Raw genomic sequence first — 15212 nt, forward strand, 5'->3', positions numbered from 1 at the left:
TCTTGAGCCTCAGTCCTTCTTCCCGCGGCCCCGGGAAACCGCCCGGCCCACGATCACGGTACGCCGGGGCGTCTTTGCGGGCACGTCGTCCTTGCGGCCGCTGATCGCGCGGCGCACGCCGTAGCCGAAGGCCGCGACCTTGACCAGGGGGCCGCCGAAGGTGGAGGCGACGGTGGTGGACAGCGCGGAGGCGTTCGACGTGACCTCCTGGACGTCCGAGGCGATCGCGTCGACCCGCTCGATCTGGGTCTGCGCGGAACGCACCGCGGTGGAGGCATCGGCCAGCAGCGGGACGGCCTGGTCGGTCACGTCCGCCACGAGCTTGGTGGTCGCCTTGAGCGTCTGGGCCAGCCTCGCCAGCGCGACGGCGAGGAAGGAGACCAGGATCGCCCAGAAGACGGCCACCAGGATCCCGGCAACCTCTCCACCGGACACTGTGTGCACCCGCTCCCTGAAACGTGCTGTCTATGAAAAAAGTCTCCGCCGAGCCTATCGCGCCGGGGACGGCGCTCCGCACCGGACAACCCCTCACCCGCACGCGGGCCGCCCACGGCGGTCGTACGGAGCGAACACACTTCAGTACGCTCCGTGTTACCGGTCGGCGCGCGGAACTTCCGGGGCCGGCACGGGCGCTCGCCACCTCACGGCTGGTGACAGGCCGCGGAGCTATCGGCAAGTCCCGGCTCGCGGCGCGGGCTGCGAGCGGGCGGTGCGCGCCGGCCGACGGGGGGTGGCGCGGACCCGCACGCGGCTGCCGCGCGAGAGGCTCCTCGTGCACCCGCGCACGCCTTCCACGACCTGCTCGGCTCGGTCCTGTCCATCGCGTTGCTCGCTCTGGTCACCGTGACCGTGGGCGATCCGGCCGAGGCCGCCGTGCTGCAGCCACGCAGAACGGCCTTGCCGGCCTGCCCCTGTTCGGTTCGGCCTACTACAACGCCCCGCACGAGCTGTGCGAGGCGACGGCCCGGAGCTGGGCGCTGGGCGGGACGCCGCGGTGTCCCGGGCGCCCGGGCCGCGCCCGCCCGATCGAGGGACTGCCGGCGCCGCGGGGTTCCGTGCGGCTCGCGCGAGTGACCCTCGACATGCGGCAACCCGCCGCCTCGCCCACCCGGAAGGGCGGGGAGACGGCGGGCTGAAGTGGTGCGGGTGCTACGGCCTGCCGGTGATCAGCGGGCGTAGTACTCGACGACGAGCTGCTCGTCGCAGATCACCGGGATCTCCTTGCGGTTCGGCTCGCGGTCCAGGCGGAAGGCCAGGGCGCGGAGGTTCACCTGGAGGTAGCGCGGGGTCTCGCCGTCGGGGGCGAAGCCGCCCTCACGGGCGATCGAGAAGAGGGTCTTCTCGCGGCTGCGCTCGCGGACCATCACGACATCGTCGGGGCGGACGCGGAAGGACGGCTTGTCGACCTTCTGACCGTTGACCTCGATGTGGCCGTGGACGACCATCTGGCGGGCCTGGTAGATCGTGCGGGCGATGCCCGAACGCAGGACCAGCGCGTCGAGACGGCGCTCGAGCTCGATGACCAGGGCCTCACCGGTCTTGCCCTGGGTCTTGGCGGCACGCTCGTAGGCGCGGACGAGCTGACGCTCGGACACGTCGTACTGCGCGCGCAGACGCTGCTTCTCGAGCAGACGGACCTTGTAGTCCGAGTTCTGCTTGCGGCCACGGCCGTGCTCACCCGGGGGGTAGGGACGGGCCTCGAAGTACTTGACGGCCTTCGGGGTCAGCGCGATGCCGAGGGCACGCGACTTCTTGACCTTGGGGCGGGGCTGGTTCGCCACAATCTCTCATCTCTTGGTGTTCGGCTCGTCAGAGTTATGGGAGGTCGCATCCGCAGCCGGGGAAACCCGCCGGGTCCTCGAGGAACCTGGTGGGCAGCCGCTCCCCTGGTCTGGGCACATATGTGCAGCACGCGAGTGGCCCACCTACCGCTGGCGGTGGTGGGCTGCCCGCGACACCATTCGAACGGTGCGCGACGCTCCTGGAACCCCACTGGGGGGTTCCGGCTGACCGTCCCGTTCTGACTGCACGGGACACAGCGCTTCGAGGATTCTACAGGGTGCTCAGGACCGCTTGCGACCGAGGTGTTTGCGGGTCCACTCCACGGCGTCCGCGTACCGGGCCTCGGCGCCGTGCCGGGTGGGTTCGTAGTACTCGCGGTCCTTGATGGCGTCCGGGGCGTACTGCTGCTCGGCGATCCCCTCGGGCAGGTCGTGCGGGTAGACGTACCCCTGCGCGTGCCCGAGCTTGGCGGCACCCTTGTAGTGCCCGTCACGCAGATGCGGCGGCACCGGCCCGGCCAGCCCCTTGCGCACGTCCTCCATGGCGGCGCCGATCGCCGTCGTCGCGGCGTTGGACTTCGGGGCCAGCGCGAGGGCGATGGTGGCGTGGCTCAATGTCAGCGCGGCCTCGGGGAAGCCGATCATGGCCACGGCCTGGGCGGCGGCGACCGCGATGGGCAGGGCGTTCGGGTCGGCGAGGCCGATGTCCTCGCTGGCGGAGATCATCAGCCGGCGGGCGATGAAGCGGGGGTCCTCACCGGCCTCGATCATGCGGGCCAGGTAGTGCAGGGCCGCGTCGACGTCGGAGCCCCTGATGGACTTGATGAGGGCGCTGGCCACGTCGTAGTGCTGGTCGCCGTCGCGGTCGTACGTCACGGCCGCGCGGTCGACCGTCTCCTCCAGCGTGGTGAGGGTGATCTCCGGCTCGCCCTTGTCGAGGGCGGCCCCGGCGGCCGCCTCCAGGGCGGTCAGGGCACGGCGGGCGTCGCCGCCGGCGATCCGCAGGAGGTGGTCCTCGGTGTCCTCGGGGAGGGCGACGGCGTCCTTCAGGCCCCGCTCGTCGCTCAGCGCCCGCTTCAGCAGTCCTCTGACGTCGTCGTCGGTGAGGGGTTCGAGGGTCAGCAGCAGGGACCGGGACAGCAGCGGGGAGATGATCGAGAAGTACGGGTTCTCGGTGGTCGCCGCGATCAGGGTCACCCAGCGGTTCTCGACCGCGGGGAGCAGGGAGTCCTGCTGGGCCTTGCTGAAGCGGTGGATCTCGTCGAGGAAGAGGACGGTCTCCTTGCCGAAGCCGCCGGTGGCGCGGCGGGCGCCGTCGATGACCGCGCGGACCTCCTTGACGCCGGCGGTGATCGCGGACAGCTCCACGAAGCGCTTGTTGGTTGCCTTGGAGACGACGTACGCCAAGGTCGTCTTGCCGGTGCCGGGCGGACCCCAGAGGATCACCGAGGACGGTCCGGCGGGACCTCCGCTGCCCTCGCCGACCAGTCGACGCAGCGGCGAACCCGGCTTGAGCAGGTGCTGCTGGCCCATCACCTCGTCGAGGGTGCGCGGGCGCATCCGGACCGCCAAGGGGCTGCCGGCCGGGTCCTTCTCCTGGCGTTCTTCTGCCGCGGCGGTGAACAGATCGGGCTCCACGTTCAAAACCCTATGTCACGCCACTGACAACGCCGTCGGCCGTCGGTCAGGCCCAGAGCTTGTCGCCCCAGCGGGTCAGGATCAGCATGACGATGATGCCGCAGTGGGTGACCGGCAGGACCCAGGTGAACTCGGAGAGGAAGCGCTTGAGCCAGCCCGGGGACGGCAGCAGGTCGTTGCGGATGTTGAACGAGGTCACGTACCAGAACATCGTGATCGTGGCGACCCAGGCCAGCGAGCACCACAGGCACAGCGCGTTGATCCGGTACAGCGACTGGAACTGGAGCCAGGTGCAGAAGGCCACTCCGAAGAGCGTGCCGAAGTTGAAGGTGAGCCAGTACCAGCGCGGGAAGGTGGCGCGGGCCAGCAGGGTCATGCCGACGCAGATGACGATGCCGTAGCAGACGAGGCCGAGCATCGGGTTGGGGAACCCGAAGGCGGCGGCCTGCTTGCTCTCCATGACGCTGCCGCAGGAGACGATCGGGTTGAGGGAGCAGCTCGGCGTGAACGTCTTGCCGCTGACCTTGCCCTCGAGGATCTTGAACTTGTCGATCGTGATGACCCACGCGGCGAGCAGTCCGGCGGCGCCGGTGATCACCAGCAGCAGCGCGAAGGCACGGCTGCCGCCCACCGTCCGGGGCGCGGCGTCGTCGCTCGCCGACGAGGGCTCGGGCTCCGTGGAGACGTGTTTCACTGTGGTCTTGCTCATCACGCCGATCCGTCTGCTGGAGAGTTGGACCTTCTTCGGGCACGGGCCATTGTGCCGCACCCGAGGCTTGTCCACCGTTCGGTGGACATAAGGAAGTACGCACGGTCGTCCCTGAACGTTCGGTTCCGGCTGATGCTCACAGGCATGACCACACACGCGAACGAACTCGCGGTGGACGTTCGGGGGCTGCGCAAGCAGTACGGCGACGTGACCGCGGTCGACGGGATCGATCTCGGTATCCGCAGGGGCGAGGTGTTCGGCCTGCTCGGGCCCAATGGCGCGGGCAAGAGCACCACGGTGGAGATCCTCCAGGGCAACCGGGACCGGGACGCGGGTGAGGTGTCCGTGCTCGGCGCGGACCCGGCGCACGGCACGCGCGCGTGGCGTGCAAAGGTCGGAATCGTCTGGCAGGACGAATCCGCGCCCGCCGAGTTGACGGTCGCGGAGACCGTCCGGCATTTCGCCCGCTACTACCCGCGGCCACGGGACCCCGAGGAGGTCATCGGGCTGGTGGGCCTGGAGGGCAAGGCGGGCAGCCGGATCAAGGCCCTGTCGGGGGGGCAGCGGCGGCGGCTCGACGTGGCGCTCGGTGTGATCGGCGGCCCCGAACTGCTGCTCCTGGACGAGCCGACGACCGGATTCGACCCGGCGGCCCGGCGCCAGTTCTGGGACCTGATCCGCAATCTGTCCGACGAGGGCACGACGATCCTGCTCACCACGCACTACCTGGAGGAGGCCGAGGCGCTCGCCGACCGGCTGGCCGTGATCTCCCGGGGCAAGGTCGTCGCCGAGGACGAGCCCGCTGCTCTGCGGGAGCGGTACGGCAGAGGCGCCACCGTCGAGTGGACCGAGCCGGACGGCGCCCCGCGTACGGAGCACACCGACACCCCGACCAGGACGGTCGCCGCGCTGATGCGCCGCTTCGACGGCGAGATCCCGGGGCTCCAGGTCAGCCGCCCCACGCTGGAGGACGTCTACCTCCGGCTCACCGGACAGGAGGACGCGCGATGACCACGACCGCCGTACGGTTCCGGACCGATGCTGGTGCCGCAAGGCTGCCCGGAGTCTGGGGGCTCGGGCTTCGGCGGGGTGCCCTGGAGATCAGGCAGTTCTTCCGCCAGCGCGACCAGGTGGTGTTCACCTTCGCCTTCCCGGTGGTCTTCCTGTTCCTGTTCGCGTCCATCTTCAGTGACGACGTGGAGGGTGCGGGCATCAAGGCCTCGCAGCTGTACGTGCCGGCGATGATGGCCGCCGGCATCATGTCGACGAGCTTCCAGTCGCTCGGCATCTCGATCGCCGTCGAGCGGGACGAGAAGGTGCTGCGCAGGCTGCGCGGGACCCCGATGCCGCCGGCGGCGTACTTCCTCGGCAAGATCTGGCTGGTTCTGGTCACCGGCATCCTGGAGACGGCGATCCTTTTGCTCGTCGGCACGACGCTGTACGACGTCGATCTGCCGTCGGACGCCGGCAAATGGTTCGCGTTCGCCTGGATCTTCGTGCTCGGTCTCACGGGGTGCGCGCTGCTCGGCATCGCGATCAGTTCGGTGCCCAAGTCCAGCAAGAGCGCGAGCTCCGTGGTCGTCCTGCCCTTCCTGGTCCTCCAGTTCATCTCCGGGGTGTACATCGCGATCGACACGATCCCCGACTGGATGCTGAACATCGGCGCGCTGTTCCCCCTGAAGTGGATGTGCCAGGGGCTGCGCGGGGTGTTCCTGCCGGACTCGGCGCAGGTCCTGGAGCAGGCCGGCGGCTGGGAGTTCGGACGCACCGCCCTGGTGCTGGGGGCGTGGTGCGTCGGAGGATTGCTGCTGTGTCTGCTGACCTTCCGGTGGAAGAACCGGCGCGACGGATGAGCGGTCCGGCGGACGCCGTGGGCGCGTACTCGTGGGACCGTTCCTTCCGGCTCTGGGACACCTACTTCGCGCTGATCTGGCTGGCCACCCTGGTGTTCGTGCTGGGTGCGGGACACCCCGGGTGGCCGGTCCGCGTCACGGCGGCGACGCTGCTGGTCCCGCTGGTTCCGCTCTTCGTACGGGTCGGGCGCCCCCTGCTCCGGCAGGATCCGCCCGACGCGCGCAAGGCCCTGGCCTACCTCGGCGCGATGATGGCGCTGTTCCTTCCCTCGGCGATCCTGGTCGGCGAGACCCGGCTGATGACCTTCGCTCTCGTCCCCCAGTGCTTCATGACGCTGCGGATGCGGTGGGCTCCGACCGCCGTGGCGGTGATCAATCTCGCTCCCGTGGCGGGCTGGGCGCTGCTGTGGCGGCCGAGCGAGCAGGACGTCTTCTTCAACGGCCTGTTCGCCGTCGTCACCCTGGTCTTCTCGGTGGCCGTCGGCAGCTATGTCATCCGGATCATCGAGCAGAGCCAGGAACGGGCGGCTCTGATCGCCGAGTTGGCCACGAGCCGGCACGAGGTCTCGCGGCTGTCCGCGGCGCACGGGGCACTGACCGAGCGACAGCGGATGGCCCGGGAGATCCACGACACCCTCGCACAGGGCTTCACCAGCCTGCTGATGCTGATCCAGGCCGTCGAGGCCGAGCTCGACCACGACATGCCGCAGGCCCGCCGTCATCTGGCCCTGATGGACGAGACGGCCCGGCTGAACCTCGCCGAGGCGCGGGCCCTGGTCGCCGACGGCACCCCCGCCGACCTGGACGGCGCGACGCTGCCGGACGCCCTGTTCCGGCTGACGGCCCGGCACTCCGCGAAGCTCGCCGTGACCGGCCAGGTCCGTCCGCTGCCCGCGGGCGCCGAGGTCGTCGCCCTGCGCTCCTGCCAGGAGGCACTCACGAACTGCCGTAAACACGCGGGAAGTTCGGCGACCGTGACCATCGACCTCGACTACGCCGACGAGAGCCTCACCCTGTCCGTACGGGACGACGGTCACGGCTTCGACCCGGGGGCCGCCCGTGACGGCTACGGTCTGGCGGGGCTCCGCGCCCGCGCCACCGAGGTCGGCGGGACGGTGCGGGTGCACAGCGCGCCCGGCGGCGGCACCACGGTCACCGTTCGTCTGCCCGTGCCGCCCCCGAGGAGCTGTTCATGATCCGGATCATCCTGGCCGACGACCACCCGGTCGTACGGGAGGGCCTGCGAGCGATGCTGAGCGCGGAACCGGACCTGGAGGTGATCGCGGACGCGACGAGCGGGCCGCAGGCGGAGGCGCTGGCGGCTGAACTCCGGCCCGACATCGTGCTGATGGACCTGCGGATGCCGGGCGGCTCGGGCGTGGATTCGATCGTACGGATGACGGAGGCGGGACTGCCCTGCCGGGTGATCGTCCTGACGACGTACGAGACGGACCGGGACATCCTGCGGGCCGTGGAGGCGGGGGCCGCCGGCTATCTGCTCAAGGACCTGCCCCGGGGCGAACTGGCGGAGTCCGTACGGGCCGCCGCCCGGGGCGAGACCGTCCTGGCGCCGACCGTCGCGGCCCGCCTGGTCGACCAGTTGCGCACCAGGCCGGAGCGGCCCCGGCTCTCGGAGCGCGAGACAGCGGTGCTGCGTCTGGTGGCGGAGGGCTGCACGAACGCGGAGATCGGGCGCAGGCTGTTCATCGGCGAGTCGACGGTCAAGACCCATCTCCTGCGCGTCTTCGGCAAGTTGGGAGTCGACGACCGCACCGCCGCGGTGACCTGCGCGATGCGCCACGGCCTCCTCGACCAGTGAAAGAAGGGCGCCGGCCACGTGACCGGCGCCCTTCTCCTGGAGTACTGCTAACCGAGCCTGGACTCCAGCTCCGCCACGATCTCGTTGACCCCGATCGCCGACTGCTCCCCGGACTCCATGTCCTTGAGCTGTACGACGCCCTCGGCGAGGTCGCGTTCACCGGCGACGATCGTGTAGCGGGCGCCGCTGCGGTTGGCGTTCTTCATGGCGCCCTTGAGGCCCTTGGCGCCGTAGGAGAAGTCCGCCGCGATACCCACCTTGCGGAGTTCGGTGACCTTGGCGAAGAGGATCCGGCGGGCCTCCTCTCCCAGCGGGACCGCGAACACACTGGTCGTCGAGGGGAGTTCGAGCTCGACGCCCTCCGCCTCCAGGGCGAGGACCGTGCGGTCGACGCCCAACGCCCAGCCCACGGACGGAAGGGCCGGGCCGCCGATCATCTCCGACAGGCCGTCGTAGCGTCCGCCGCCGCCCACAGCCGACTGGGAGCCCAGACCGTCGTGGACGAACTCGAAGGTCGTACGGGTGTAGTAGTCCAGGCCGCGCACCAGCTTCGGGTCGTCCTCGAAGGCCACGCCCGCCGCGGTGATCAGCTCGCGGACCTCCTCGTGGTACGCCTTGCAGGCGTCGCAGAGGTAGTCGCGCAGCAGCGGGGCGTCCCCGAGCTGCTTCTGGACCGACTCCCGCTTGTCGTCGAGGACGCGCAGGGGGTTGATCTCGGCGCGGCGGAGCGTGTCCTCGTCGAGGTCCAGGCCGCGCAGGAAGTCCTGGAGCGCGGCCCGGTACACCGGACGGCACTCCTTGTCGCCCAGGCTGTTGAGCAGGATGCGGAAGTTGCGCAGCCCCAGCGAGCGGTACGCCTGGTCGGCCAGGATGATCAGCTCGGCGTCGAGCGCCGGGTCCTCCGCACCGATCGCCTCGGCGCCCACCTGCGAGAAGTGCCGGTAACGGCCCTTCTGCGGACGCTCGTAGCGGTAGTACGAGCCGGAGTACCAGAGCTTGACCGGCAGGTTGCCCGTCTTGTGCAGGTTGGCCTCCAGCGCCGCGCGCAGGACGGAGGCCGTGCCCTCGGGGCGCAGGGCCAGCTTGTCGCCGCCCTTGGTCTCGAAGGCGTACATCTCCTTGGTCACGATGTCGGTGGACTCTCCGACGCCGCGCGCGAACAGCTCGACGCTCTCGAAGCCGGGCGTCTCGATGTAGCCGTAGCCGGAGGCGCGCAGGGGCGCGGCGATCGCCTCACGGACCGCCAGGAACTTGGCGCTGTCTGGCGGGATCAGGTCGTACGTGCCCTTGGGGGCCTGAAAGGTGCTCACGGAAGTCTCTCGTCACATTCCTCGTCGGGGAGGGGTGTTCGCACCCTCTCCCTGGCCGGCGGCCACTTCCCGCAGATACGGGTTGGTGGCGCGCTCCTGGCCGATGGTCGTCTGGGGGCCGTGGCCGGACAGCACCACGGTCGAGTCGTCGAGCGGCAGGCACACGCGGGCCAGCGAGTCGAGCATCTCGGCCATGTCACCGCCGGGCAGGTCGGTGCGTCCGATGGAGCCGGCGAAGAGCAGATCCCCCGAGAAGAAGACCGAGGGAATCTCGGCCGTCTCGGGCATCCGGAAGGTCACCGACCCCTTGGTATGGCCCGGCGCGTGCGCGACGGACAGGTCCAGGCCCGCGAGCTCCAGCCGCACACCGTCGGTCAGCTCCTTGACGTCGTCCGGCTCCCCCACGGTGATCTCGCCCATGAGCGGCATCCCGATGGAACGCCCCAGACCCATCGACGGGTCCTTCATCATGTAGCGGTCCTCGGGGTGGATCCACGCGGGTACTCCGTGCGCGCCGCACACGGGGACGACCGAGGCCACGTGGTCGATGTGGCCGTGGGTGAGGACGACGGCGACGGGCTTGAGCCGATGCTTCTTCAGCGTCTCCTCGACTCCCTCGGCGGCCTGGTGGCCCGGGTCGATGATCACGCACTCCTCACCGGCGGCGGGGGCGACGAGATAACAGTTCGTCCCCCAGGCCCCGGCGGGGAACCCGGCAATGAGCACGATCGTCCTCGGTTTGTCTAGGTACGGGCGGTCTTCCGGGCGGCTGCCCCAGTGGTCAGAGCCTACCGGCGCTGCCGATTTCTCAGCGAACCCATATACGGTACGGGGCACACGCAGGCGGTCGGTTCATAGGACGCATGCGTACCGGTCGGCGTACGAGACGCATGAGGAGAGAACCCCGTGGTCACCCAGGAACAGCGGAAGCGGCAGCTCGCGCGGGAGAAGTTCTTGCGGCAGCAGCAGCGGCGCACGGCCGCGCGCCGCAAGGCCCGTGTACGCAACTCTGTGATCGCGTCGGTGCTCGGCGTGGTCCTGGTGGGCAGCCTGGCGCTCTACACGTCCGGGGTCATGAAGGACGACGACAAGGCCAGCGCGAGCGCGCAGACCACTCCCAGCGCGGCGGCGACCAGCAAGGCGCCGGACCCGTGCGACAAGGCCGCCGCCGGCAAGGTCAAGACGGAGACCTGGAAGAAGGAGCCGGCGATGTCCATCGACAAGTCGGCGAAATACACCCTTGGCCTCGCCACGACGTGCGGTGAGATCGACATCGCGCTGAAGGCGTCGGCGGCCCCGCACACCGTGAACTCGTTCGACTTCCTGGCGAACAAGGGCTTCTTCGACCACACCAAGTGCCACCGGCTCACCACCAACGGCATCTACGTCCTGCAGTGCGGCGACCCGACGGGCTCCGGCAGCGGCGGACCGGGCTACACCATCCCGGACGAGAACCTGAAGGACAAGAGCCTCAAGAGCAACGTCTACCCGGCGGGCACCGTCGCGATGGCGAACACCGGGCAGGCGCACACCGGCGGAAGCCAGTTCTTCCTCGTCTACCAGGACAGCCAGCTCCCTCCGAGCTACACCCCGTTCGGCACCATCTCGGAATCCGGTATGAAGGTGCTGAAGAAGATCGCCGCGGCCGGTGAGAGCACCGGCGCGGGCGACGGCGCGCCGAACGCGACCGTCGTGATCAACAAGGCGACGGTCACCAAATCCTGACCGCCAAGTGCGAAATTTCGGTCGCGCGGGATGCGGACAGGCAACCCGCCGGTCGCCTATGTTGGCCGTGACGAAACTGTGGACGATGCCCGGGGGCGCTGACGCCTCTCGGCATCATGTGGAGGAGGCGCTGTGAGCAGCGACCCGTGGGGCCGCGTCGACGAGACGGGGACCGTGTACGTGCGTACGGCCGACGGCGAACAGGTCGTCGGTTCCTGGCAGGCCGGCTCCCCCGAGGAAGCCCTGGCCTACTTCGAGCGCAAGTACGAGGGCCTGGTTGTCGAGATCGGCCTCCTCGAGAAGCGAGTCAAGACCACCGACCTGTCGGCGAAGGACGCTCAGGCAGCCATCGACCACATCCGCGAGCAGGTCGACGCGCATCACGCGGTCGGCGACCTGGACGCGCTCAAGGTGCGGTTGGACAAGCTCGTGGAGACCGTCGACAAGCGCCGCGAGGAGCGCAAGCAGCAGCGCGCGAAGCAGTCCGACGAGGCCCGGCACGCCAAGGAGGCGCTGGTCGTCGAGGCGGAGGAGCTGGCCCAGTCCGACCAGTGGCGGGCCGCCGGTGAGCGGCTGCGCGCACTGGTGGACACCTGGAAGGGTCTGCCGCGCCTGGACCGCAAGTCGGACGACGAGTTGTGGCACCGCTTCTCGCACGCGCGCTCGGCGTTCTCCAAGCGCCGCAAGGCCCACTTCGCGTCGTTGGACGCGCAGCGGGAGGACGCCCGCCGGACCAAGGAACGCCTGGTCGGCGAGGCCGAGGCGCTGTCCGGGTCGACGGACTGGGGTCCGACGGCCGCTCGCTACCGTGAGCTGATGGCCGAGTGGAAGGCAGCCGGCCGCGCCCAGCGCGAGCACGAGGACGACCTGTGGAACCGCTTCCGTGGCGCCCAGGACGTGTTCTTCGCCGCCCGCAGCTCGGTGTTCGCCGAGCGGGACGCCGAGCAGACCGAGAACCTCAAGCTGAAGGAGGAGCTCGCCGAGGAGGCCGAGAAGCTCCTGCCGATCGGCGACCTGAAGAGCGCCCGAGCCGCCTTCCGCGCGATCAACGAGCGCTGGGAGGCCATCGGTCACGTCCCGCGGGACGCCCGTCCGAAGGTCGAGGGCCGGATGCACGCCGTCGAGCGCGCCCTCCAGGAGGCCGAGGAGACCGAGTGGCGCCGGACCAACCCGGAGGCACGCGCGCGTGCCGCGGGTCTGACCGGCCAGCTCCAGGCCGCCGTGGACAAGCTCAGGGGCCAGATCGACCAGGCGCGCGCCCAGGGCAACAACGCCAGGGCCGACAAGTTGGAGCGTGAGCTGGAGGGCCGCCAGGCGCTCCTGGACCAGGCGCTCAAGGGTCTCCAGGAGTTCGGCGGCTGAGGCCGCATGGGAAAGGGCCCCGCACCTTGGGTGCGGGGCCCTTTCCCATGTCTTCTACGACCGGTTCCGCGCCGAGGTCACGCGGTACACGTCGTACACGCCCTCGACCCCCCTGACCGCCTTCAGGACGTGACCGAGGTGCTTCGGGTCGCCCATCTCGAAGGTGAAGCGGGATGTGGCGACGCGGTCGCGGGAGGTCTGGACGGCCGCGGAGAGGATGTTGACGTGCTGGTCGGACAGGACGCGGGTGACGTCCGAGAGGAGCCGGGAGCGGTCCAGGGCCTCGACCTGGATGGCGACCAGGAAGACCGAGGACTGCGTGGGCGCCCACTCGACCTCGAGGATGCGCTCGGGCTCGCGGGACAGTGACTCCACGTTGACGCAGTCGCTGCGGTGAACCGATACGCCGCTACCGCGGGTGACGAAGCCGATGATCGGGTCGCCCGGGACGGGTGTGCAACAGCGGGCCAGTTTGACCCACACGTCGTCGACGCCCTTGACGACGACGCCCGGGTCGGTGTTGGAGCGCCGCTTGCGACGCCCGCGGCTCGGCGGGACCGCCTCGTCGATCTCCTCGGTGGCCGCCTCCTCGCCGCCGAGCGCGGAGACGAGTTTCTGCACGATGTTCTGCGCGGAGACATGTCCCTCGCCGATCGCCGCGTACAGGGCGGAGATGTCGGAGTACCGCATCTCGTGCGCGAGCGTGACGAGCGAGTCGCCGGTGAGGATGCGCTGGATCGGCAGGTTCTGTTTCCGCATCGCCCGGACGATGGCGTCCTTGCCCTGCTCGATCGCCTCGTCCCGGCGCTCCTTGGAGAACCAGGCGCGGATCTTGTTGCGGGCCCGCGGCGACTTCACGAAGTTGAGCCAGTCCCGGGACGGTCCGGCCCCGGGTGCCTTGGACGTGAAAACCTCGACGAGGTCGCCGTTGTCCAGGGTGGACTCCAGCGGTACGAGACGGCCGTTGACGCGGGCTCCTATGGTGCGGTGGCCCACCTCTGTGTGCACCGCGTACGAGAAGTCCACCGGAGTGGCGCCGGCCGGCAGCGCTATGACGTCGCCCTTGGGGGTGAAGACGAAGACCTCGTTGCGGGAGAGGTCGAAGCGCAGGGACTCCAGGAACTCGCCGGGGTCCTCCGTCTCCTTCTGCCAGTCCAGGAGCTGGCGCAGCCACGCCATGTCGTTGAGGTGGTCGTCCTTGCCGGTGGTCCGCGGCTGGTCCGAGCGCACCTTGGAGGTACCGGCGACGGCCTCCTGCTTGTACTTCCAGTGCGCGGCGATGCCGTACTCGGCGCGGCGGTGCATGTCGAACGTACGGATCTGGAGTTCGACCGGCTTGCCGTTGGGGCCGATGACCGTGGTGTGCAGCGACTGGTACATGTTGAACTTGGGCATCGCGATGTAGTCCTTGAACCGGCCGGGGACCGGGTTCCATCGCGCGTGCACGGTGCCGAGGGCGGCGTAGCAGTCGCGGACGGTGTCGACGAGGACTCGGATTCCGACCAGGTCGTAGATCTCCGCGAAGTCGCGGCCGCGGACGATCATCTTCTGGTACACGCTGTAGTAGTGCTTCGGTCGCCCGGTGACGGTGGCCTTGATCCGGGCGGCGCGCAGGTCGGACTGCACCTCGTCGGTCACTATGGCCAGGTACTCGTCGCGCTTGGGCGCCCGCTCGGCCACCAGCCGTACGATCTCGTCGTACATCTTGGGGTAGAGGATCGCGAAGGCGAGGTCCTCCAGCTCCCACTTGATGGTGTTCATGCCGAGGCGGTGGGCAAGCGGAGCGTAGATCTCCAGCGTCTCGCGCGCCTTCTTCTCCTGCTTCTCCCGCTTCAGGTAGCGCATGGTGCGCATGTTGTGCAGGCGGTCGGCGAGCTTGATGACCAGGACGCGGGGGTCCTTGGCCATGGCTACGACCATCTTGCGCACGGTCTCGGCCTGCGCGGCCTCGCCGAACTTGACCTTGTCCAGCTTGGTGACGCCGTCGACGAGCAGGGCCACGGAGTCACCGAAGTCGCGGCGGAGCTGGTCGAGGCCGTACTCGGTGTCCTCGACGGTGTCGTGCAGCAGGCCGGCCATCAGCGTCGCCGGGTCCATGCCGAGCTCGGCGAGGATCGTGGTCACGGCGAGGGGGTGGGTGATGTACGGGTCGCCGCTCTTGCGCTTCTGGCCGCGGTGCCAGCGCTCGGCGACCTGGTAGGCGCGCTCGATCTGGCGCAGTGTCGCGGTCTCGATCTTCGGGTCGTTGCTGCGCACTATCCGCAGCAGTGGCTCCAGGACCGGGTTGTACGGGTTGGAGCGCTGGACGCCGAGACGGGCGAGACGGGCACGGACGCGGTTGGAGGAGCCGGTACGGGCGGGCTGGCCCGCGCTCGGACGGGCCGCGGGTGTCGCCGACGTGGAGGGCTCGGCAGCGGCGGGCTTGGGCCGGGGCGGTTCGGCCGGCTTGTCGACGGGCGCCGACTGGGCGTGCTCGACCGGCCCGCGGGCGTCGCTCGTCGCGCTCTTCGCGTCCGGCGCGGGCTTGGCCGCGGGCGCCGAGGCGGGCTCGGGCTTGGCGGCTGGGGGTCCCCCCAGGCGTTCAGCACTGGGGGCGAGTGGCTGGGCCTCGTCTGGCAAGAGGACTCCTCGTGCGCGATCCGGGTCCCCCGGTCAGGCTCCGGAGACCCCATGGTAGCGATCCTGCGCCCGGGGATCGCCTTCAGCCCGATGTGAGGGACGTCTACACGTGCAACAAGAGGGGCTCCCGCGTGATTCCTGAGGGTGACCCGGGGATGTGCGGTGCGGGGCCTGTGGGTGGCCTGGGACGGCGGGGAGGCCGGGCCGAAGCGAGTGGATGCGCCGGGACGGGGCGGGCACGTGGGCGGTGGGGGCGGGCGGTCCTGGGCGGTGGCGGCCGGCGAGAATTTCACCGACGTGAGAGTTTCTGAATGAGGTGTGGCCGGCGCGGGAGGCCGCGGTCCCTCGCACAGGTACGAGTGCCGCGGCGCACAGCGCCCGGCTCACCCGCATGTG

Annotated in this window: 13 protein-coding genes and 1 pseudogene; 7 read left to right on the forward strand and 7 right to left on the reverse strand. The window is 69.9% G+C overall.

Annotated elements, in window-relative coordinates; translation table 11 throughout:
• Window positions 1–9: 9 nt before the first annotated feature.
• Window positions 10–435, reverse strand: a complete 426-nt coding sequence (locus QF027_RS09400) for a DUF948 domain-containing protein (protein WP_307073923.1) — start codon at window positions 433–435, stop codon at window positions 10–12.
• Window positions 436–780: 345 nt separating this feature from the next.
• On the opposite strand from QF027_RS09400, the pseudogene QF027_RS49575 reads away from it, so the two are divergent.
• Window positions 781–1136, forward strand: a pseudogene (locus QF027_RS49575) (regulator); the annotation flags it as partial.
• A gap of 30 nt (window positions 1137–1166) precedes the next feature.
• On the opposite strand, the gene rpsD reads toward QF027_RS49575, so the two are convergent.
• The 3 genes from rpsD to QF027_RS09415 form a co-directional block, all read right to left on the reverse strand.
• Window positions 1167–1781 carry a 30S ribosomal protein S4 gene (rpsD, locus tag QF027_RS09405; protein ID WP_037714931.1) on the reverse strand — a complete coding sequence of 205 codons (615 nt, stop codon included), beginning with the start codon at window positions 1779–1781 and terminating at the stop codon, window positions 1167–1169.
• 282 nt (window positions 1782–2063) lie between these two features.
• Window positions 2064–3419, reverse strand: coding sequence for a replication-associated recombination protein A (locus tag QF027_RS09410; RefSeq protein WP_306984245.1), 1356 nt, complete (start codon window positions 3417–3419; stop codon window positions 2064–2066).
• A 46-nt stretch (window positions 3420–3465) separates the two neighbouring features.
• Window positions 3466–4128 (reverse strand): vitamin K epoxide reductase family protein, encoded by a 663-nt coding sequence (locus QF027_RS09415; protein WP_306984243.1) that lies wholly within the window; start codon window positions 4126–4128, stop codon window positions 3466–3468.
• 144 nt (window positions 4129–4272) lie between these two features.
• Here QF027_RS09415 and QF027_RS09420 point away from each other — a divergent pair, with 144 nt between their 5' ends.
• The 4 genes from QF027_RS09420 to QF027_RS09435 are packed head-to-tail and all read left to right on the forward strand — an operon-like array spanning window position 4273 to window position 7800.
• Window positions 4273–5139, forward strand: a complete 867-nt coding sequence (locus QF027_RS09420) for an ABC transporter ATP-binding protein (protein ID WP_306984241.1) — start codon at window positions 4273–4275, stop codon at window positions 5137–5139.
• Entirely contained in the window at window positions 5136–5981 is an 846-nt protein-coding gene (locus tag QF027_RS09425) for an ABC transporter permease (RefSeq protein ID WP_307073925.1), read from the forward strand. Before QF027_RS09420 ends, QF027_RS09425 begins: the two co-directional genes overlap by 4 nt.
• On the forward strand, window positions 5978–7177 hold the full coding sequence (locus QF027_RS09430) for a sensor histidine kinase (protein ID WP_307073927.1): 1200 nt from the start codon (window positions 5978–5980) through the stop codon (window positions 7175–7177). Before QF027_RS09425 ends, QF027_RS09430 begins: the two co-directional genes overlap by 4 nt.
• Window positions 7174–7800: a response regulator gene (locus tag QF027_RS09435; RefSeq protein ID WP_306984235.1), complete on the forward strand. Its 627-nt coding sequence runs from the start codon at window positions 7174–7176 to the stop codon at window positions 7798–7800. The genes QF027_RS09430 and QF027_RS09435 overlap by 4 nt, the downstream gene beginning before the upstream one ends.
• A gap of 47 nt (window positions 7801–7847) precedes the next feature.
• Here QF027_RS09435 and hisS read toward each other — a convergent pair whose 3' ends face one another.
• Both hisS and QF027_RS09445 read right to left on the reverse strand, forming a co-directional pair.
• Window positions 7848–9110, reverse strand: a complete 1263-nt coding sequence (gene hisS / locus QF027_RS09440; protein ID WP_306984232.1) for a histidine--tRNA ligase — start codon at window positions 9108–9110, stop codon at window positions 7848–7850.
• A 12-nt stretch (window positions 9111–9122) separates the two neighbouring features.
• Window positions 9123–9836 (reverse strand): MBL fold metallo-hydrolase, encoded by a 714-nt coding sequence (locus QF027_RS09445; protein ID WP_306984229.1) that lies wholly within the window; start codon window positions 9834–9836, stop codon window positions 9123–9125.
• Window positions 9837–10016: 180 nt separating this feature from the next.
• On the opposite strand from QF027_RS09445, the gene QF027_RS09450 reads away from it, so the two are divergent.
• Both QF027_RS09450 and QF027_RS09455 read left to right on the forward strand, forming a co-directional pair.
• Window positions 10017–10835, forward strand: coding sequence for a peptidylprolyl isomerase (locus QF027_RS09450; protein WP_306984227.1), 819 nt, complete (start codon window positions 10017–10019; stop codon window positions 10833–10835).
• Between the two features lie 132 nt (window positions 10836–10967).
• Window positions 10968–12197, forward strand: coding sequence for a DUF349 domain-containing protein (locus QF027_RS09455; protein ID WP_062045071.1), 1230 nt, complete (start codon window positions 10968–10970; stop codon window positions 12195–12197).
• A gap of 54 nt (window positions 12198–12251) precedes the next feature.
• Here the strand turns inward: QF027_RS09455 and QF027_RS09460 are convergent, their stop codons facing one another.
• Complete coding sequence (locus QF027_RS09460; protein ID WP_373431017.1) at window positions 12252–14816, reverse strand: RelA/SpoT family protein; 2565 nt, start codon at window positions 14814–14816, stop codon at window positions 12252–12254.
• Window positions 14817–15212: the final 396 nt, after the last annotated feature.

The sequence above is a fragment of the Streptomyces canus genome, from assembly GCF_030816965.1.
GTDB lineage: Bacteria > Actinomycetota > Actinomycetes > Streptomycetales > Streptomycetaceae > Streptomyces > Streptomyces canus_E.

Excerpts from the sequence above, each read along its gene's own strand:
- QF027_RS09415 (WP_306984243.1), bottom strand. The coding sequence starts at position 4,128 with ATGAGCAAGACCACAGTGAAACACGTCTCCACGGAGCCCGAGCCCTCG.
- QF027_RS09420 (WP_306984241.1), top strand. The coding sequence starts at position 4,273 with ATGACCACACACGCGAACGAACTCGCGGTGGACGTTCGGGGGCTGCGC.
- QF027_RS09425 (WP_307073925.1), top strand. The coding sequence starts at position 5,136 with ATGACCACGACCGCCGTACGGTTCCGGACCGATGCTGGTGCCGCAAGG.
- QF027_RS09430 (WP_307073927.1), top strand. The coding sequence starts at position 5,978 with ATGAGCGGTCCGGCGGACGCCGTGGGCGCGTACTCGTGGGACCGTTCC.
- QF027_RS09435 (WP_306984235.1), top strand. The coding sequence starts at position 7,174 with ATGATCCGGATCATCCTGGCCGACGACCACCCGGTCGTACGGGAGGGC.